18 protein-coding genes are annotated in these 19,220 nt (G+C 50.4%); 8 read left to right on the top strand and 10 right to left on the bottom strand.

Going from position 1 to position 19,220, the window contains the following annotated elements:
- Positions 1-28: 28 nt before the first annotated feature.
- The 7 genes from rluB to E1189_RS08320 form a co-directional block, all read right to left on the bottom strand.
- Positions 29-943, bottom strand: coding sequence for a 23S rRNA pseudouridine(2605) synthase RluB (gene rluB / locus E1189_RS08350; protein WP_155159576.1), 915 nt, complete (start codon positions 941-943; stop codon positions 29-31).
- A 120-nt stretch (positions 944-1,063) separates the two neighbouring features.
- A complete protein-coding gene (scpB, locus tag E1189_RS25890) occupies positions 1,064-2,266 on the bottom strand; it encodes an SMC-Scp complex subunit ScpB (RefSeq protein ID WP_155159575.1) in 1,203 nt (400 codons plus the stop codon).
- On the bottom strand, positions 2,263-3,099 hold the full coding sequence (locus tag E1189_RS08340) for a segregation and condensation protein A (protein ID WP_155159574.1): 837 nt from the start codon (positions 3,097-3,099) through the stop codon (positions 2,263-2,265). The genes scpB and E1189_RS08340 overlap by 4 nt, the downstream gene beginning before the upstream one ends.
- A 29-nt stretch (positions 3,100-3,128) precedes the next feature.
- Positions 3,129-4,343, bottom strand: a complete 1,215-nt coding sequence (locus E1189_RS08335) for a tryptophan--tRNA ligase (RefSeq protein ID WP_155159573.1) — start codon at positions 4,341-4,343, stop codon at positions 3,129-3,131.
- A 96-nt stretch (positions 4,344-4,439) separates the two neighbouring features.
- Positions 4,440-6,497 (bottom strand): SET domain-containing protein-lysine N-methyltransferase, encoded by a 2,058-nt coding sequence (locus tag E1189_RS08330; protein WP_155159572.1) that lies wholly within the window; start codon positions 6,495-6,497, stop codon positions 4,440-4,442.
- Positions 6,498-6,577: 80 nt separating this feature from the next.
- Positions 6,578-7,198, bottom strand: coding sequence for an L-threonylcarbamoyladenylate synthase (locus tag E1189_RS08325; RefSeq protein ID WP_329601945.1), 621 nt, complete (start codon positions 7,196-7,198; stop codon positions 6,578-6,580).
- Between the two features lie 52 nt (positions 7,199-7,250).
- On the bottom strand, positions 7,251-8,156 hold the full coding sequence (locus E1189_RS08320; RefSeq protein ID WP_155159570.1) for a PHP domain-containing protein: 906 nt from the start codon (positions 8,154-8,156) through the stop codon (positions 7,251-7,253).
- A 107-nt stretch (positions 8,157-8,263) separates the two neighbouring features.
- Here E1189_RS08320 and E1189_RS08315 point away from each other — a divergent pair, with 107 nt between their 5' ends.
- From E1189_RS08315 to E1189_RS08305, 3 genes are all read left to right on the top strand, one after another.
- Positions 8,264-8,863, top strand: coding sequence for an inner membrane-spanning protein YciB (locus E1189_RS08315; RefSeq protein WP_155159569.1), 600 nt, complete (start codon positions 8,264-8,266; stop codon positions 8,861-8,863).
- A gap of 130 nt (positions 8,864-8,993) precedes the next feature.
- Complete coding sequence (locus tag E1189_RS08310; RefSeq protein ID WP_155159568.1) at positions 8,994-9,662, top strand: TIGR04211 family SH3 domain-containing protein; 669 nt, start codon at positions 8,994-8,996, stop codon at positions 9,660-9,662.
- A gap of 208 nt (positions 9,663-9,870) precedes the next feature.
- Positions 9,871-10,803: a hypothetical protein gene (locus E1189_RS08305; protein ID WP_155159567.1), complete on the top strand. Its 933-nt coding sequence runs from the start codon at positions 9,871-9,873 to the stop codon at positions 10,801-10,803.
- A 27-nt stretch (positions 10,804-10,830) separates the two neighbouring features.
- Here the strand turns inward: E1189_RS08305 and cra are convergent, their stop codons facing one another.
- Positions 10,831-11,814, bottom strand: a complete 984-nt coding sequence (gene cra, locus E1189_RS08300) for a catabolite repressor/activator (RefSeq protein WP_155159566.1) — start codon at positions 11,812-11,814, stop codon at positions 10,831-10,833.
- 169 nt (positions 11,815-11,983) lie between these two features.
- Here cra and fruB point away from each other — a divergent pair, with 169 nt between their 5' ends.
- The 4 genes from fruB (at position 11,984) to E1189_RS08280 (ending at position 16,614) form a co-directional block, all read left to right on the top strand.
- Positions 11,984-13,111 carry a fused PTS fructose transporter subunit IIA/HPr protein gene (gene fruB / locus E1189_RS08295; protein ID WP_155159565.1) on the top strand — a complete coding sequence of 376 codons (1,128 nt, stop codon included), beginning with the start codon at positions 11,984-11,986 and terminating at the stop codon, positions 13,109-13,111.
- On the top strand, positions 13,108-14,058 hold the full coding sequence (gene pfkB, locus E1189_RS08290; protein ID WP_155159564.1) for a 1-phosphofructokinase: 951 nt from the start codon (positions 13,108-13,110) through the stop codon (positions 14,056-14,058). Before fruB ends, pfkB begins: the two co-directional genes overlap by 4 nt.
- A gap of 19 nt (positions 14,059-14,077) precedes the next feature.
- A complete protein-coding gene (fruA, locus tag E1189_RS08285) occupies positions 14,078-15,814 on the top strand; it encodes a PTS fructose transporter subunit IIBC (RefSeq protein WP_155159563.1) in 1,737 nt (578 codons plus the stop codon).
- A 164-nt stretch (positions 15,815-15,978) separates the two neighbouring features.
- Complete coding sequence (locus E1189_RS08280) at positions 15,979-16,614, top strand: phosphoadenosine phosphosulfate reductase domain-containing protein (RefSeq protein WP_155159562.1); 636 nt, start codon at positions 15,979-15,981, stop codon at positions 16,612-16,614.
- A gap of 110 nt (positions 16,615-16,724) precedes the next feature.
- Here E1189_RS08280 and E1189_RS08275 read toward each other — a convergent pair whose 3' ends face one another.
- Positions 16,725-17,030 carry a BolA family protein gene (locus E1189_RS08275; RefSeq protein WP_155159561.1) on the bottom strand — a complete coding sequence of 102 codons (306 nt, stop codon included), beginning with the start codon at positions 17,028-17,030 and terminating at the stop codon, positions 16,725-16,727.
- Positions 17,031-17,267: 237 nt separating this feature from the next.
- Positions 17,268-18,563: an OmpP1/FadL family transporter gene (locus tag E1189_RS08270; protein ID WP_155159560.1), complete on the bottom strand. Its 1,296-nt coding sequence runs from the start codon at positions 18,561-18,563 to the stop codon at positions 17,268-17,270.
- Between the two features lie 137 nt (positions 18,564-18,700).
- On the opposite strand from E1189_RS08270, the gene E1189_RS08265 reads away from it, so the two are divergent.
- Complete coding sequence (locus E1189_RS08265; protein WP_196221323.1) at positions 18,701-19,195, top strand: DUF2147 domain-containing protein; 495 nt, start codon at positions 18,701-18,703, stop codon at positions 19,193-19,195.
- Positions 19,196-19,220: the final 25 nt, after the last annotated feature.

Genomic DNA, 19,220 nt, shown 5'->3' with positions numbered 1-19,220 from the left:
TGTCTCTTCGAGCGTCGAACTCACGTTATTACCGTGCGCGACGCGCTCCAACCGGACGCACACCACGGCGGCCACCGGTTTTCACATTCTGACGCTTACGCTGCTGACGTTCCGTACGCTGACGATCTTCCCTGGTCTTGGGGCCAGCGGCGACACGTGGCAGCTCCACCAGATCAGCCAGTGCATCCACATCGGCCTGTTCCAGTTCAACCCAGCGCCCCTGACGCAGGTGATCCGGAATAATGGTACTGCCGTAACGTACACGCTTCAGACGGCTTACGCTCAGATCCTGGGATTCCCACAGCCGACGCACCTCGCGGTTACGACCTTCCAGAATACATACGTGGAACCAGCGGTTAATGCCTTCGTTGGCACTGTCGACAATATCAGTGAAACGGGCGGGGCCATCTTCCAGCTCCACACCATCAAACAGGTTTTTCACTTTCTGCTGTGTCACTTCACCGAAGACACGCACCGCGTATTCACGCTCAATCTGGTGCGACGGGTGCATCAGGCGGTTGGCCAGCTCACCATCGGTAGTGAACAGCAGCAGACCAGACGTATTGATATCCAGACGGCCAATAGCAATCCAACGTTCACCGGCAATTTTTGGCAAGCGGTCAAAAACGGTCGGGCGACCTTCTGGATCCGTACGGGTGCATACCTCACCTTCCGGCTTGTTATAGGCAATCACTCGACGGTTACCCTGCTCTTTCAGGTGCACGGTACGGCCATCGAGGGCTACCTGATCACCTGACTGGATACGGATACCCAGAGTTGCCTTTTCTCCATTCACATGGATACGGCCTTCAGCAATCCAGGCTTCAATCTGACGACGGGAGCCAAGGCCCTGACGCGCCAGAGCCTTCTGCAAACGCTCACCGGTGGGGGCTGCAGCAGAAGTTGCTGTGTCTTCTACAACGGGAGTTTCAATATTACTCATACTACTTAATTCTCTTAAGGGTCACGGTTTTCCCAAACGGTGAATGGCTGCCACCTTCCCAATGAAGTCTGGCAGCACCTGAGCGGACAAGAACTCGCTCGCTCAGAGGGATTCTTTCAATTAATCGTTGTCGTCTTCATCCCGATCCGACAGCAGCTCATCCATCAGGCTGGAGATATCATCATCATTACCTTCATCCTGTTCATCGCGGCGACGGTCATCATCGAAACGGGGTTTGTACTGGTACGTTTGTTCTATGTCAACAGAGGCAACAAGCTCTTCATTATCCTCAGTTTCCGATTCGCTCTGTTCTGCAAGGGCTACTCTTTCTTCAGCTATAGCTCGTTCGAGTTCATCCTCTTCAGCCGCCGCTGCATTTTCAGCTTCAGCTGTTGTATCAGCTGTCTCAGTAACCTTGACGACCTCAGTTTCAACAGACTTTTCGGTTTCAACAGGCTTTTCGCTCTCAGCCTCGGGAGCCTTGTGCTCCAGCGGATCGTAATCCTGATAGGTCAGGGTCAGGTCGCCTTCCATCTCATCCAGTTCCGAGAAGAGTTTTTCTATCGTCTCTTCCCCTTCCTCCTGGAAAGCCTGGGCAGCTTCTACAGAAACCAGAGCGGCCGCATCACCTTCTGGCACCTCACCAACAGCTTCTTCCGGTGTACCGTCATCATCCAGCAGTTCAGGCTGGGCGTCACCTGCGCCACCCTCAAGCTTCTGAGCCATGGCATCCAGATCCCGCAACTCCGAAAGCGGAGGCAGTTCATCCAGATTGCGTAGATTAAAATAGTCCAGAAACTGACGGGTTGTCGCATACATGGCCGGACGGCCGGGCACATCCCGATGGCCCACCACACGCACCCATTCTCTCTCCTGCAGCGTACGAATGATATTGGTACTGACACTCACCCCACGAATATCTTCAATTTCGCCGCGGGTAATGGGCTGGCGATAGGCAATCAGCGACAGAGTTTCCAAAAGCGCACGGGTATAACGCTGGGGCTTTTCATCCCACAAACGGCCGACCCACGGAGCCAGCTCTTGACGCACCTGAAAGCGCCAGCCGCTGGCCACTTCCTTTAACTCAAAACCACGGCCTTCGCACTGTTCAGCGAGGTCTGCCATGGCCTGTTTCATTTCGGGCTTACTGGGGCGAACGTTGTCATCAAACAACCCTGCCAGCTGTTCCAGAGTCAGAGGTTTTCCCGCCGCCATCAGTGCTGCTTCAATCACAGGAACGATGGGTGCCTCTCCGTAAAACTGAGGTGCGCCTTCTTCGATGGCCTCGTCTGGCAGCTCTTCAATGTGATCCTGTTCGCTCATTCTACCCGCGCCTTAACATGAATGGGGCCATAGGATTCGGTCTGGACCAGCTCCACCAGAGATTCCTTAATCAACTCCATAACCGCCAGAAAGGTCACAACCACACCCAACCGGCCTTCCTCAATGGTAAACAGGGTGACGAACGGTACAAACGTGTCACCCCGCAGTTTTTCCAGCACCATACTCATCCGTTCCCGGGTTGAGAGCACTTCCGCCTGAATATGGTGCTCCTCGAACATCTCTGCGCGCTTCATCACTTCCCCCAGCGCCACCAGCACTTCCCGCAGATTGATATCCGGGTGCACCGTACCGTGTTCCAGTTTGGGAGGGTCAATCTTCACCTTGTGAATTTCACGACCCATGCGGGGCATGGCGTCTATATCTTCCGCAGCCTGTTTGAAGCGTTCGTACTCCTGCAGGCGACGAATCAGTTCCGCACGGGGGTCTTCCTCTTCATCCTCGGCTTCCACCTGCCGTGGCAGCAACATGCGGGATTTTATCTCCGCCAGGGTTGCCGCCATCACCAGATATTCCGCCGCCAGTTCAAACTGGGAGGACTCCATCAGCTCCACATACTCCATGTATTGCCGGGTGATAGATGCCACCTCAATGTTGAGGATATCCATGTTGTTGCGTTTGATCAGATACAACAGCAAATCCAGAGGCCCTTCAAAGGCCTCCAGAAACACTTCCAGTGCATCCGGTGGAATATAGAGATCATCCGGCAGTTTGCTCAGGGGCTCACCGCCCACTATCGCCAGTGGCAATTGTTCTGGTGAACCTGCATCCGATGTGTCTTCGACAGCAACATCATTCTGGTTATCCTTTCCCATGGGTGTCCGTCTTGTTTTTTTTGTTTTCTTCAACGCCAGCCAAGCCCCATAGCTTCCCTGACGTCTCTCAGAGTTTCCCCGGCTTCGTCGCCAGCGCGCTCGCTGCCTTCGGCCAGAATATTACTCACTTCATCCGGATTCGCCTGCAGTTCTGCGGCTCGCAGACGAATCGGTGCAATCTCTTCGTCAATGGTTTCAATCACCGGTGCCTTACACTCCAGACAGCCAATGGACGCACTGCGACAACCGTTACACACCCACTCCTGCAATGTCTCATCGGAGTAGATTTTGTGGAAATTCCATACCGGACACTTCTCCGGCTCACCGGGGTCGGTACGGCGCATACGGGCCGGGTCGGTCTGCATGCGGCGGATTTTACCCACGATAGTGTCGGTATCATCCCGCAGGGCGATGGCGTTGCCGTAAGACTTGGACATCTTCTGCCCATCCAACCCCAGCATTTTCGCCTGCTCCGTCAGCAACGCAGATGGCTCGGGAAGAATTACCTTACCGGTGCCTTCCAGATAACCCTGCAATCGCTCCTGATCACCCAGCGTAATATTTTGCTGTTCCCGGAGCAATGCCCGGGCGGTTTCCAGGGCATCCAGATCTCCGGTTTCCTGAAACCCGCGGCGCAGGTTGCGATAGAGCCTGGCTGACTTGCGCCCCATCTTGCTAATTGCCTGTTCGGCCTTGGTTTCAAAGCCGGGCTCACGACCGTAGATATGGTTAAAACGACGGGCGATTTCCCGTGTAATTTCCAGATGGGCTTCCTGATCGCTACCTACAGGTACCAGACCTGCACGATAGGCGAGAATATCTGCGCTTTGTAACAATGGATAACCCAGAAAACCATATGTGGATAAATCCCGTTCTTTCAAACGTTCCAGTTGATCCTTGTAGGTGGGCACCCGCTCCAGCCAGGAGAGCGGTGTCATCATAGATAGCAGCAGATGCAGCTCCGCATGCTCAGGCACCCGGGACTGCACAAACAAGGTGGCCTGACCGGGATTGATGCCCGCCGCCAGCCAGTCAATCACCATCTCCAGAGCATGCTCCTGAATCAGTGCCGGATCATCGTAATGGGTAGTGAGTGCATGCCAGTCTGCCACGAAGAAGAAACATTCGTACTCATGCTGGAGCGTTAGCCAGTTCTTCAATACACCGTGATAATGGCCCAGATGCAGTTGCCCCGTAGGGCGCATGCCGGACAGAACCCGCGACTGAGGGTCTGCTGCGTTCAAGGATCAACTCCTGTTCTGATCAATCAAACGGGAAATTATACTGATTCGAAAGCGTCAGGTGCAGTCGGATTGTTACCGACACAATCTCAACAGCTTCTATGGCCGCCCCCACCGATCAATCAGCCTGGCTTTCAGCCTTGGTCCGGCATTACTCAAGTAGATCCGTGCCATCCTGCTACTGTTACGCTGCAACCAGCAATATATGCTATCCGATGTCCACAACCTCGTCGGATCGTCCGGATTCAACAGCTTCTGATTGTTTATATTCCGGACCATGGTGGATGGCTCTTTAGTAACACTATGTAAGCGTGCATCAATAATCCTCAGGAGCAGCCATTTTTTCAGTTCAGGGTCACAGAGTTGGTGGAAGGCTTGTAGCACTACACCGCCAAAGTTTCCGGTGTAGCTGTATTTACGTATATCTTGTTCAATACGCTTGAACCATGCACTCTTCTGAGCTCTGTTGCCATGTTGCTTGATAAACAACAACAGGCGAGTCAAGTCAATCTTTTCATCGTCATTCATACTGATATCAAGATTGACATTATGGCGTCTTAACTCCTTTATAACACGGTTGACAGGGGTTTTATTTCTAAGATGAGTACGCAATACATTCCAGATGGCGCTAGTATCGCCAGCCTGACAGCGGTCCCATACGGTTGCACACATTTGCTGTGTATCTTGCGGGCAGTATGTCGGTACGGCACTGGGCAAGGTAATACCGTGGTGCTGGCAAAAAGCCAGCAGACTTTTTTTGTCCCACTTGCGTCCCTCCTCAACCTTATCACCAACAACCCGAGACACGCCCCACTGGTTCAGATTACCTACGAGGGTGCCCCCTTTCTTCTGTAGCATCCAGTCATGACAAAAACTCACAAGCGGTTCTATTTTGCCAAGGCGTACTTCCTGAGCCACATAGCTCAAGGGCATGATGGTACATTCATCTTCCGGCGCCAGCAGGCGGAAACGAAGGGCGTAACGATAAGTATCATGATCTGCCCAGGCCTCACCTGGGCGTATTGGGTTATCAACATTCAAACTATTCAGACGACGGTAAAGGTGATGCACCTGCATGCGGTGCAGTGGTTTATCTTCAGTGACACCATATTTATAGAGATAACAGCTGAACAGCATTTGTGTAGTAGCTTCGCGGGTGGCTGGTTTTCGGTTTCCCAAAACCACCAGCCGGTTCTGCCATTCCATATTGCCGGGGTCTTCTACCAGCTTTTGATGACACTCTAAAAACTCTGCACTGAATAAAGAGCGACCATAAATATCTGGCAGCATTTCCAAAGTGGTACGACTCTTCCTGTCATGTTTATAGCCGTAGGTGCTGCGGACGTTTTCACCCTCAGGGTCTATACGCTTTAACACACCTTTCAGGGTGTACTGGGATACCTGAGCCGGGGTGCATAGATGGGAGCTGTCGGTAGAAAACTCATAGGGAAACAACAGCTCATCCCCGGCTTTGATAGAAGCAGTCGCCACCCCCAATACACAGGCATGCTTTTCACGAAACTGCCCCTCACGAACTTCTGTCAGATCTCCATCTCTGGCCACCACAATACTCGGATCGAGAATGACATTCACCCCAAGGTTTGGTGGGCCTGACCCATTGCTACTGTTCAGATAACGGGTATGGTTTTGAGGATCAAGGCCATAGGACAATAGAACCTGCCGATTTTTTTTGCTGAAAACATCCTTCAGATACAGAACATAACTATCGTCTTCCATAACTTCGGCTTTGCGTCCCTGCAGCGCTACTGCAGCCAACTTGTCGGCACAGGCAAATGACACAACCAGCCGACCCTTCACCTCAACAACAATTTCTCCAGGGGAGAAATCCCTCTTGGCTTTTAGCCCGACCCCTGCATTTGGCAAAACACTCACTTGGGGAATGACACGGCTATGCTCATCCAGCCTGGCAGCAAGCGTGCGCCCCCTTGTAAAGGAACAGGAGTGTGAAAAGTTGATAACAGAGGATTGTGGGCGTCGTACAGTTAAACGCTGTTGGGCCAGCTGCTGTCTGCGTGCCCGTCTGCCATTCACAATCTTTCCGTTTTTTTTGCGCCCGGGATAACTTGGGGAAGCGCTGGTCATACCCAATGCCTGTAAGCGGGCAGAACGTCGCGTTTTACTTATACGGCTGGGCATTTCAAAACCTGATTTCGGGTTATATTGCAGGTTTGAGAAAGCCTCTGGAAAAGAGTTTCACACTCTGACTAACCAATAGGTTAGAAGAGGGAGGAATCGCCCTTACCTTCCCGCCAGATTTCTGGTGCTTCGTCTCCCACAAAGCTCACTACTGTTGTTGCTTCCATACCGCAGAAACCACCGTCAATCACCAGATCTAACTGATGTTCCAGTGTGGTGCGAATATCGTAAGGGTCTGTCAGTGGAAATTCATCCCCAGGCAGCTGAAGGGTTGTGCTCAGCAGGGGGCCGCCTAAATCTGCCAGTAGTGCGCTGATAATATTATGCTCCGGCACACGGATGCCGATGGTGCGACGTTTCGGGTGCATCACCAGTCGGGGCACTTGAGTGGTGGCCTGAAGGATAAAGGTATAGGCACCGGGGGTGGCGGCTTTTAACAGGCGATAATCGGAGTTTTCCACCTTAGCATAGGTGGCCAGTTCAGAGAGGTCCCGGCACACCAGCGTCATATTATGCCGGTCATTCAGACGACGAATCTGCCGAATCCGCTCCACCGCTTTCTTATCACCAATACGACACCCCAGCGCATAGGCGGAATCCGTCGGGTAAGCAATGACCCCTCCCTGCTCGAGAATGGTAACAGCTTGACGAATCAACCGAGCCTGAGGGTTATCAGGATGGATCTGGAAAAACTGGCTCACAGGACAATCCTTGGCGAGAACGGCGTTTGAAGGCGGCTGAAGTATAAAGCAGTTACGCCGGAAGCAGAAGTTCAGTGACTGATGTGCAGGATTCCGGCAAAGGCCCCAGCCGCCCCAGCTCAACATAGTCCGACCACGGCCCATGAAAATCACTGCCCATAGAGCCATGAAGAGAAAACTTCTCGCAGTATTTTGCCATAGTTTCCCGCTCTCCATGGGGCTGCTGGCAACCCACCACTTCCATAGCCAGCCCACCGGCCTGGGAGAAAGCACGTATCAGTTCCTGCAGTTTCATACCGGTCATACGATAACGGCCGGGGTGAGCCAGAACCGGTACAGCACCCCAGCTCAAAATAGCCTGAACAGTATCCGCCATAGCTGGCCAGTGTTGTTTGGCGTTACCAATGCGTTTAGCACTGAGATATTTATCAAAAGCGGCATTACGGTCTGGAGTGAGACCTTGCTGCACCATCCAGCTGGCAAAGTGCGGACGACCTATCTGGATATCCTGATCATCCAACACAAAGTTTGGATCAGCCTTTTCCTGAGCCTGACGCGCCTGACCCAGCGCCCCTTCAAGGCATTGTTCCAGAGAGTATTCCGGCAAACGACGGGAGACCTTTTCCGCAATCCGCTCAAATCGCTGCCAGCGGGCTCGCCCCTGTGCAGTGAGAAAGCGCAGCATATCCGGGTTATCCAGATCAAAGCCCAGAGCCACAATATGGATTTCCCGAGAGCCCCAGAGAGTGGAAATTTCACAACCCGGTATCAGATGAATACTCTCAGGTACGCCCTGCTCCACCAGCCAGCGGGTGCCGGCAATGGTGTCGTGATCTGTTAAAGCCAGACAGTCCACTCCCACGCCAATGGCGCGTTCCAACAGTTGCGCCGGAGACAAAACTCCATCCGATGCGGTGCTGTGGCAATGAAAATCGACCTTTTCTGCACTTTGTAACATGAGTGTTCTTTATCCTGTCCGGAACTGCCTTTAGACTACGCTCTCCAATACAACTTCAAGTATTTCTGGAGATACTGGCGATTGTCGCCCATTAGCCGGTCTATTGCATGAAACAATTTATTGATTTTTTACCCCTGATTTTTTTCTTTGTTGTGGCCAAGCTGGATCCACGACAAGTGTCCGCCTTTGGCCAGACCTATGAGCTGGGCGGTATTATCAGCGCCACAGCTATTCTGATTATCACATCTGTGATTGTGTATGGCGCACTCTGGATCAAGCAGAAGTCTCTGGAAAAGAGCCAGATGTTTACTCTGGCTGCGGTACTGGTGCTGGGCTCTATGACTGTTATGTTCCGTGACGAAACCTTTCTTAAGTGGAAGGCGCCCATTGTGAACTGGGTGTTTGCCGTAGCGTTTCTGGGCAGTCAGTTTATTGGCCAGAAACCTCTGATTCGGCATATGTTGTCCCACGCCATGAAACTGCCTGAGCCGGTCTGGTACAAAGTTAACCTGAGCTGGGTGGTGTTCTTCACTCTGCTGGGAGCAGCTAACTGGTTTGCCGCCTTTATGATTCCCGGTGATTTCTGGATCGACTTCAAAGTGTTTGGCAACCTGGGGCTGACCTTTACCTTTGTGATTGTCCAGATCTTATTCCTGAGCCGTCATCTTCAGGAAGATCCCACCGCAGAGAACAACAAGGCAGAGTGAGCTTTACTCAGCGGACGACCTGCATTTTGTAGTCATCTGCAATATATGATAAGAATCCCTTATTATTGTTTTTACCAGCGCAGCACCTCATAAGGATAGGGTGCTGCGTTTGTATTGATGGAGCAAAGATTTGAAACGTCTCATTCCTCTATTCATGACTCTACTGACACTGTCAGGTATGGCAACAGCAGAAACGGTTTATATTGCTGATACCCTCTATGTTCCCCTGCGGGCAGGCCCTGGCAATGAATTCCGCATTGTTCACCGGGCACTGAAAACCGGTACAGCCCTTACCCTGCAGGAAAAAGAACCTGACAACGGTTACTACAAAGTCACCACGCGGGGCGGCCTGGAGGGTTTTGTTCCCAGTCAGTACATCCTGTTCCAGCCTCCTGCAGTATTGCAGCTTCAGGCGGCGCAAAATGAAGCAGCCAGCTTGAAAAAACAGGTTGTCTCTTTGACACAAAAGCTAAAAGAAACAGAGAACACTCTGAAAACTACCAGTTCGTCCCTGAGCAACAACACGCGTTCTACAGAAAAGCTGCAAGAAGAGCTGACTCGCATCAAAGCCATCTCCTCCAAAAGCCTGGAACTGGATAAGCGTAACCGTGAACTCGTGGTCACCAACGAGCAGCTGATGAGTGAACTGCAAACCCTGCAAAGTACTAATCAGCAACTGGAAGATTCATCCACCCAGCAATGGTACCTCTATGGAGCAGGCACCCTGCTCATTGGCCTGCTGTTCGGTCTGGTGGCCCCTATGCTGCAACCTCGTCGCAAAAAGTCGAACTGGGCATAACTCAATCTTCGACAGATGTCACCGAGTCCCCCGTAAGCTGTTCCCCCTTACCATAAAGCCATAGCTGAAGAGGCCTGATGGAAGGGGGATATCATGGCGAAAGCAGTGACCTGAGTATTTATAACAACAGTTACAGAAATTCCTGAACTACCTCCCCCTCTTTTGGTCTTTATAAGTCTATCAGTGACCAAAAGTGCCAGGTAGTCCTATGTTCAACCTCGCCTTACGAACCTCTCTTCCCACACTGTTAATGACCAGCGTTCTAACAGCACCTATTGTTGCAGAGGCCGTGCCTGTAACTGGAAGAACAAAGCCCATTTATCGCAATTCCGTCGATTATACCGGTCATATGCCGTCGGATTACCCGCTGGAGGCTCCATCCAGCCTGTCGGAAAGAGAGAAGTATATTGAACGTCTGGGGCACCGTATGAATAACCTCCCCCAGTACCCTTCCATGCTGCCAGTAATGGCTCAGAATGTATCCGTCAGTCGCAAAGACGTTCTTGCCTATGCCTTGAGTATTCGCGACCTGATAACAGGAAGTGACTTATACTCGCCAGATCTGGTCAATCACTACGCCCACCAGGTTGTAGAATACGTCAGTGAACGCATGGAGACGATGGAAGGCAGCCTGTCCATGACGGCTCCCTATGAAACTGCATTAGAAGCCATTGGATTGCTCAGTGAATTCACCCATATTCTTGAAATGATGGATCAGGCACTGGTTTCGATCCGGTGGGACAGAATGCGCCCCCACATTGAAAAGGCATTGGGGTATATGCTGAATATCGCCGAAAGGGTTCGAGAGGATGCCTATCACTACGGTATGGACCCCGGAGTACTGGCTGCTCTGGAAAGTGAAATCAGCTCAACACTCAAGAGCGGCCGTGCCTTCAATCAAGCCCATAGAAACTTCACGACAATTGGCATAAAACTCGAGGAGGTGCTGCGCACATACAACCAGCCACTGCCTTTTAAAGGGGAGCAACTCATTAACCCCGGTGTCTACGTTAAAAATAAAAAAGCAGTCATGAAAGAGCACATGCGCTGCTGGCCTGTGCAAACCAATCGAAACACGCCCTTTTATCTGTGTACGGAATTAAAAAAGCCAAAAAAGAAAAACGACAGGCGACATCGCTAAGAGGTACTCCGGTAGAGCTGGGGAGGCTCACCGCCATACTGCCTTCCGAGCTACATAAGTCACACCTGGCTGGTAAATGCCTTCGATGGCTTTAATTGCATGAGAGATCACATGGTCTGAGATGACTTCAAACTGCTGTGCCAGTGATTGAACCTGAAAAGGGAGAAAATCCAGGAAACGATGGTCTCCAAAAGTGGCCAGCTGGACTTTATCCATCAGTTCTGGTTTCTGGCGCAAGATGTCCAGTACACCCTCACATAGAGTAAACGATGCCGTGATAATTGCGTCAGGAACAGTGTTGCTTTCAATCCATTGGTGCAGAATATTGTGACTGGCTTCAGGAGAAAAGTGTCGTCCATAACATATTTCACTATTGATAGAGACTGGTAGGGTTTCAAGAGCTTTTCTAAAGCCAGCCTCACGAAATTGAGAGACACTGAGCTCCGGGCAGGCGCTGATCAGAGCAATGGAAGCAGGTGAGGCTTCAAGCAGCCGGGACGTCAGCAAAAAAGCCCCATCATCATCTTCGCTGGTAACAGATGTGAAGTGTTCAGAAGGCAGCGTACGGTCGACAGCGATCACCGGAGTGCCACCCGCCTGAATGCGCTTATAAAAGCTCGCATCATCCGTCAGACAGGAAGCGGTAATCAAGGCATCCAGTTTACGGCTGAGTAACAGACGAACAACATCTTTTTCTGTCTCTGGGTTATCATCAGTGCAACTGATCAATAGTTGAAAGCCCTGTCCCCTGGCATTGCTTTCAAGCAATTTTGCCAGCTTGGCATAACTCTTATTCTCCAGATCCGGAATGATCAGGCCAATAGACCGACTTTTGCCACTTCGTAGTGAAGAAGCTCCATGATCCGGGTGGAATCCATACGCTTTTACGACAGCTAACACTTTGTCACGCGTACGCTGACTGATTCGATACTTGTCTGCTTTACCGTTAATGACATAGCTGGCCGTGGTTTTTGATACACCTGCCAGTTGTGCGATTTCATCCAGTTTCATTCGCTGAGCTCGTCAGTGTCTATCCACCTTTCTGATTTGAATCAAAAGAATAGAAAGGGCTGTTAAATATTGTTTGCATTGTAAGCTGAACCGATTCAGCATTAAAAGCTGAATCGGTTCAGCATATTGAATTATTCGACATCAGGCGTCATCAACAGGCAGAAGATTTATGTTAACAGTCACCGAGCCGGATATTGTGACCGGACAAAATGCACCGGATAAGCAGCAGGCTATTGCCATGGTCGCCGAAGGCCTGGTGAGCCGTGGTTTAGTTAAGAATGGTTATGAACAGGGCATGCAACAACGTGAGCTGCAGGCTGCTACCTACATCGGCAACGGCATTGCTATTCCGCATGGCACAGTTGAAACCCGTAACCAGGTTGTGAAAACCGGTGTTCAGGTGATGCAATTTCCTGCGGGTATTGCCTGGGGAGATGAAGGTCAGAAGGCGTATGTGGTCATTGGTATTGCTGCAGGCTCTGATGAGCACCTGGGAATTCTGAAACAATTGACTCGAGTGCTTTCAACTCCTGGTTTGGAAAAGCATTTAAAAGAAGCTTCCAGCGCAAGCGTTATTGCAAAAATGCTCAACGCTAATAAAGGCAAATTTACGTTTGATCAGTCACTGATTGATTTGAATTTTCCAGCTAAAAGTCTGATTACGCTTAAAGCTGCTTCTGTTGGTTTACTGAGCGACCAGCAACTCGTGGATAGTACCTTTGTTACTCAGCTCATCAGCAGTGAACCGACCTATCTTGGTGAAGGCTTCTGGCTATCGTCAGGCTCTACAGGTGTAAAACAATCTGCAATGTCTATGGTGACGGCATCTACTGATATTTCTTATAACGAATTGCCTGTGAAGGCGCTGATTACTCTGGCATCTGTTGATGATAGCTGCACCAAGGTGCTGACAGCGTTATCTGGCTTGATGTTTGAGAAACGGCTGACGTCTTTATTAACTGCAGATGCATCAACCATTATTTCTTCACTGGTCAGCATCCAGCCAGAGGTCAGAGAGAACGTTCATTATTTTACCATTATGAACAGCCATGGCCTTCATGCCCGTCCAAGTGCGATGTTGGTTCATGCCATCAAAGGGTTTGATGCATCTATTCAAGTCGCTAATGCCACTGAAAATGGTGAGTTTGTTAATGGTCGAGTGGTGTCCAATGTAATAGGGCTGGGATTGGCAAAAAGTCATCGGATTGCAGTAATTGCTGAGGGAGTGCAAGCTGCCGAAGCATTGGCAGCCATTGAGCAGGCCATTACATCCGGTCTTGGTGAGGCTCTGGCATGAGTCGCTCAATTCTGACGGTTACACTGAACCCTGCCCTGGATATGACAGCCAGTTTACCCGAGTTGAATGTGGGTAAAGTTAATGTCGTCGAAAGGTTCACACTTCATCCAGCGGGTAAGGGAGTTAATGTTGCTCGTGTGCTGACAGACCTTGGTGATTCTGTAGCTGTTACTGGCTTTCTGGGGCAGGAAAACGACAGAGGATTTACTGACCTGTTTCAACAGATGAACTCGAAAGATAACTTCATTCGTGTTCCCGGAGAAACGCGTATCAACATCAAACTGGTTGAATGCCATGGTGATGTAACAGACTTGAACTTTCCTGGTGTGTTTATCAGTGAAGAACAATTCCAGACTTTTGAAACACGTTTATTGGAGGAGGCTGCCAATCATGAGCTGGTTGTTATTGCTGGTAGCTTGCCGCTTGGGGTCAGTCCGGAGTCATTTGCCCATTTGATTAGCCTGCTGAATAAGCGGGGAAATAAGGTCATTGTTGATACCAGTCGTGATGCGTTAAAAGCAGCTATGTCTGCCAGCCCCTGGCTGGTGAAGCCTAATGAAGAAGAGCTTTCAGAGTGGGCTGGACATGCATTAGAGACCGAAGACGCTCTGATGCAGGTTGGTGAACAGCTTTCAGCAACCGGCATTGCTCACGTGGTGATTTCCCGCGGCGTCAACGGAGTACTCTGGCTCAATAACGGGCAGTGGTTAAAATCGGTACCACCTCGCATGTCTGTGGTCAGCACTGTTGGTGCTGGTGACACTCTGGTGGCTGGATTATGCCATGGGCTTAATCAAAACCATGACCGTGAAACCGTGCTGCGCCACGCAACTGCCTTGTCAGCACTCGCTGTCAGTCAGACAGGTGTTGGTGTTCCCGATCAGGACACACTGAATTCAGTGATTCAGCAGGTCTCGGTAAACGCTTTGAATCCCCAGATGATGTAATTAGAAGGAAATGACCACAATGAAAACAGTGATTGTTACCGCCTGCCCTTCAGGAATAGCCAATGCTGTATTGGCCCAGGGTGTTTTAGCCCGTGCCGCTGAAACACTTGCCTGGAGTGTCAGCTTTGAGGTGCAGAGCTCTGTTGCCAGCATTGAGACAATCAGTGCAGACGATACCGCTGCAGCTGAACTCGTGATTCTGGTTGGGCCTGTCAGTGATAAGTCACGCTTTGAAGGCAAACGTATTTATCATGCTGAGGTTGGTCAGTGCTATGAAGATCCGGTTATGTTTCTTAAAACTGCTCAGCTGGAAGCTTCTGTCGTCACCGAATTTCAAGATGATGCAGCCAATACTCAGGCTTCCAGAAGTCGTCGCATTGTAGGAGTGACTGCATGTCCGACTGGTGTCGCTCATACCTTTATGGCGGCTGAAGCTCTTGAAGAAGAAGCTAAGCGCCGTGGCGAATGGATCAAAATTGAAACCCGTGGTTCGATTGGCGCAAAGAATCATTTGAATGCAGAAGACATTGCCAGTGCAGATCTGGTGGTTATCGCTGCAGATATTGATGTAGATCTGTCACGTTTTGATGGTAAGAAGCTCTACAAAACCAGCACAGGTGCCGCACTGAAGAAAACCGCCCAGGAGCTGGATCGGGCATATACAGAGTCTGAGGTATATCACCATACCGGCAAAGCAGTTTCAACGAAAACAACGACGGAAGAACGTCCGGGCGTCTATAAGCATCTGATGACGGGTGTCTCCCATATACTACCACTGGTGGTAGCCGGTGGATTGGCTGTGGCATTGTCATTTATTTTTGGAATTGAGGCCTTTAAAGAAGAAGGAACACTTGCGGCAGCCCTGATGAATATCGGTAGTGGCAGTGCCTTTGCTCTGATGGTTCCGGTTTTGGCTGGCTTTATCGCGTTTTCTATTGCTGACCGCTCGGGCCTCGCTCCTGGATTAATTGGAGGTATGTTGGCCAGCTCTACTGGAGCAGGCTTCCTGGGTGGTATTGTTGCAGGTTTTCTTGCTGGTTACTCTGCCAAAGCAATCTCAGAGAAGGTGCCGGTGCCTGGTTCCATGGCTGCACTGAAACCTGTTCTGATCATCCCATTAGTGGCCAGTTTATTCACCGGTCTGATTATGATCTACGTGGTGGGTGGTCCTGTATCGGCTTTGATGACTACATTGACCGACTTCCTCAACAACATGGGTGCTGCTAACGCAGTTCTTCTCGGCGCACTGCTGGGTGCCATGATGTGCTTTGATATGGGCGGTCCGGTAAACAAAGTTGCCTATACCTTTGGTGTTGGTTTGCTTGGTTCTGAAACCTACGGCCCAATGGCAGCTGTTATGGCAGCAGGTATGATTCCTCCTCTGGGTATGGGATTGGCGACACTGATCGCACGTCGTTACTTCAGTGCACCAGAACAGGAGGCGGGTAAAGCGGCGATGGTTCTCGGTCTGTGTTTTATCTCCGAGGGAGCAATCCCATTTGCAGCCCGTGATCCGATGCGTGTGATACCAGCCTGCGTCACTGGAGGCGCGCTTACAGGTGCTATGTCCATGCTGGCTGGTGTTGAGCTGATGGCACCTCATGGCGGTTTGTTTGTTCTGTTAATCCCAGGTGCGATCAGCCCTGTGCTGTCCTATCTGCTGGCGATTATTGCAGGTACTGTTGTAACAGGTGTTGTATATTCTGGTCTTAAAATCATGGAAGGCCGTAAGCAGGCAAGTGTTGCAGTAGCGTAGCCTTTCCCTTTAGCCACGTATGAATTAACTGGCTCTGCGTGGCTCCTATTACGTAATATCCATATAAAAAATAACACTATGGTTTAAGACGAGAATTCATAGACTCGGCAGCATTGGAAATTTATAGTTCTGCCAATAAAAACAATCTCAAGAACTATCAAACCATGACAGCCATCCTTCAGGATTCCCTTCAGAGCAAAAACATTGCCCTGAAAAACAGCTCCCCCGAGGAGATTATTCGTACGGCTTTGGCAGATGCGAAAAAACCGGTGATTACAACCAACTTTGGCCCCCATGAAGCTGCCATTTTGCACCTTGCTGTGCAGCAAAAACCGGATATCCCTGTTATCTGGATTGACTCAGGTTATGGCACCCCTGCCACATACACATTTGCCGAACAATTAATTCGGTCCCTGAATCTGAATATTTATGTATACCACCCTCAGTACAGCCGCGCCTATCGCGAGGCAGTGCATGGCGGCATTCCGGAAGTGGATACGCCAGAGCATGACATGTTTACTCAGGAGGTTAAGCTGGAGCCCTTTACCCGAGCTATGGGAGAATTCAAACCTGATGTCTGGCTTACTGCCATTCGTCAGGAGCAAACAGCATTTCGCCAGAATCTGGATATTCTGACCGAAACGCAGGATGGTCTGCTACGGGTTGCGCCTCTGTTCTACTGGACCGAACTGGATCTGGAAGAGTATTTGGTGGAAAACGATTTGCCGATTGAAGAAGATTACTTCGACCCCACCAAGGTGATTGGCAATCGCGAATGTGGTCTGCATACTACACGCTAAAAACAATACAGGCTCCTGCTATCACGAGCCATTAAGACCTGTTAACTCCTGGGTGAGGAAGCCCATAAAAGCCCAAACAGAGATGTTCGGGCTTAAAAATCATCGCTAGTTTAATGTCCACCACCACAGGCGGGGCTCTCGGGAGCCTTTTCAAGCACTCCCCACTCCTGAGGAGTGTATGTGTGCAGTGCCAGGGCATGAACATCATGTTGCAAATCATCCGCCAGCACTTGATACACCTGCTGATGTCTTTTCACCGGCATCTGATCTGCAAATTGCTGGCTAACAATCACAACTTTGAAGTGGGATTCAGAGCCAGCAGGCACGTTATGCATGTGACTCTCATTTTCAATCTTCAGAAACTCCGGCCCAAATGCCTCTTGCAGTTTCTGTTGTAGTCTGTTTTGAACATCCATCAGTCCAGCAACCTCTTGATCAACTCCTTCATAAGTACCCGAACCATTGCTTTCGCATAATGGTGGCGAGTGAATTTTTTCGCTCTTCAAGGAACAACGTCGGGAGCGTAGCCCGCTACGTGACAAGAGTTGTGACGCAGCAAGGGCGGAAAAAGACGCCGTCAGACTATGCGAAAGCAATGGTCCGGGTACTTAGATATTATCACGGCGAACCTATCGATAGAAAAGCCCGAAACATTAAAACAACCACCGGATACCGATACCAACACTATTGATACGGTTTGTTACTTTACCATCAGCCATAATTACCGTTTGACCGGATGGATCTTTTACCTCTTCATGTACAGAGCGACGTGAGCTCCAGGTATGTTGCAGTGCCATATCCACAGAAAGTTCGGAATTCAGTGTCCAGGTTGCACCAACGGATACAGCCCGATAATCATCAATGGCAAAGTCAACCGTTGCCGTATGGTTAGGCGTTGGTGACTCGTCGTAGGCAATACCGGCACGCAAGACCCAAATAGAAGTAAGCTGATATTCCACTCCTACAGAAAATCGCCAGGTATCATGCCAATCCATTGGCTGTACTTCGGCCTTTTCAATCAGTCCCTCGGGACGCTTTGGTTCAAAAACCAGTTGATCCCAGCGGCTCCATCGCGTCCAGGTCGCATCGGCCTTTACACGCCATTCGGGTGTTAATGAGTGAATGGCACTCAAAGAGAGTGTTTCTGGAATATCCAGTTTCAAACGCCCTTTCAGCTTTGTGTGATCACTTTTAATCCTGGGCTCATAGATATGAACATCAGGAAGCGTGACCTCCATATCTCCTTCCAGGGTGTGTCTGATGGCGCTTCGATAATTAATACCTAACTGCCAATCCAGCCGAGGCTGATAGAACACGCCAAAAATCAACCCCATACTGGTATCGTTACCATTACTTTTGAATCGCCCGTCATGACCAAAGAGAGGAATAATCGCCCGCTCAATTTTGCCATCCGCGTATTCTGTGACCAACCCGCCCCCCAGGGATAAAGAGTCCGTTACCTGCCAGCCCAGTACTGTGAGAAGATTGACTGTCAGCAGCTCACTCTCAATGGATTGATAACGACCCACCCAGCGTCTATCAAATCGGGTTCCGGTTCCCCAGGGTGAATTCACACCGACACCAAACCACCAGCCCGGCACAACGGGAATAGCACTGTAGACATTGGGAATCAGCTCTGTGTCTTTCCAGGTTTTGTTATGGCCTCCAACCGGATCACCATAGAAAGCATCAACGACTTTTCCATCAAAACGTGTCTTATGGGGAATGGCTACCAGACCACCGGTGATCTGTGGTTTTTGAAGACAGGTTATCGCTGCCGGGTTATACCAGACTGCACTGGCATCAGCTGTATCAGCAGCACCACCAGAAAAAGCATCCCCCAGTCGTCTCACGGTCATTTCATCCACTGAAATACCATTTGCCGAAACCCCGCCAGTCATCAGAAGACCACCAGCAAGTAAAACATTCCTTCCCCAGGAAACCGCCATGCCTTCTCCCAATTATTGATATTTATTAAACAGCGCAGATGTGTATAGGCAGGTTCAGGCGTTTTCACAAGGTGGGGTCTACACTTGCCACGCTGCAGACTCCCCTGAGTAATCAAACAACACGACAGAGAAGAGTAATGATCAAGCACACCGACAGTGTGAAAGCAGGACTTTATTGTGCATTCACTTCAGCCGTTTTCTCTGCGCTTATGGCGCCATCATCCTATGGTGCTTCCGGCATAGATGGGCTTTGGGACATTCTCGATGACACAGGCACTCTGGATACAACCCTGCATATTTACCAGCGCGGGGATACTCATCAGTTCGAGGGAAAAGCGGTGATATTGCACCGGCCACAGGATCAGGGAGCCATTTGCTCCGGGTGTTCCGGCGAACGTTATAACCAGCCCATAAAAGGCATGATCGTACTGGAGAATATGGAAAAGAGCCCCAAACGCAATGCGTGGTACGGTAGAGTGCTTGATCCGGAAAGCGGAAAAACCTACAGCGCACGACTGGTTTCGACAAACGACAACAACGCTCTGGAGTTATGTGTGTATATCGCGACAGACAGATTCTGCCTGTCCCGACAAACCTGGACCCGCAGCAAGTTTACCCTCCCCGAGGGCTAGGGTCTGTTGAGGTTTTATGATCGAG

Origin of the sequence: Parendozoicomonas verongulae (assembly GCF_009711465.1) — a bacterium.
Classification (GTDB): Bacteria; Pseudomonadota; Gammaproteobacteria; order Pseudomonadales; family Endozoicomonadaceae; genus Sansalvadorimonas; species Sansalvadorimonas verongulae.
The sequence above is the reverse complement of the archived record's forward strand: the minus strand, read 5'-3'. Positions and strand labels throughout refer to the sequence as shown.

Coding starts and splice junctions, on each gene's coding strand:
- rluB (WP_155159576.1), bottom strand. CDS start 943: ATGAGTAATATTGAAACTCCCGTTGTAGAAGACACAGCAACTTCTGCT.
- scpB (WP_155159575.1), bottom strand. CDS start 2,266: ATGAGCGAACAGGATCACATTGAAGAGCTGCCAGACGAGGCCATCGAA.
- E1189_RS08340 (WP_155159574.1), bottom strand. CDS start 3,099: ATGGGAAAGGATAACCAGAATGATGTTGCTGTCGAAGACACATCGGAT.
- E1189_RS08330 (WP_155159572.1), bottom strand. CDS start 6,497: ATGCCCAGCCGTATAAGTAAAACGCGACGTTCTGCCCGCTTACAGGCA.
- E1189_RS08320 (WP_155159570.1), bottom strand. CDS start 8,156: ATGTTACAAAGTGCAGAAAAGGTCGATTTTCATTGCCACAGCACCGCA.
- E1189_RS08315 (WP_155159569.1), top strand. CDS start 8,264: ATGAAACAATTTATTGATTTTTTACCCCTGATTTTTTTCTTTGTTGTG.
- E1189_RS08305 (WP_155159567.1), top strand. CDS start 9,871: ATGTTCAACCTCGCCTTACGAACCTCTCTTCCCACACTGTTAATGACC.
- cra (WP_155159566.1), bottom strand. CDS start 11,814: ATGAAACTGGATGAAATCGCACAACTGGCAGGTGTATCAAAAACCACG.
- fruB (WP_155159565.1), top strand. CDS start 11,984: ATGTTAACAGTCACCGAGCCGGATATTGTGACCGGACAAAATGCACCG.
- pfkB (WP_155159564.1), top strand. CDS start 13,108: ATGAGTCGCTCAATTCTGACGGTTACACTGAACCCTGCCCTGGATATG.
- fruA (WP_155159563.1), top strand. CDS start 14,078: ATGAAAACAGTGATTGTTACCGCCTGCCCTTCAGGAATAGCCAATGCT.
- E1189_RS08280 (WP_155159562.1), top strand. CDS start 15,979: ATGACAGCCATCCTTCAGGATTCCCTTCAGAGCAAAAACATTGCCCTG.
- E1189_RS08275 (WP_155159561.1), bottom strand. CDS start 17,030: ATGGATGTTCAAAACAGACTACAACAGAAACTGCAAGAGGCATTTGGG.
- E1189_RS08270 (WP_155159560.1), bottom strand. CDS start 18,563: ATGGCGGTTTCCTGGGGAAGGAATGTTTTACTTGCTGGTGGTCTTCTG.
- E1189_RS08265 (WP_196221323.1), top strand. CDS start 18,701: ATGATCAAGCACACCGACAGTGTGAAAGCAGGACTTTATTGTGCATTC.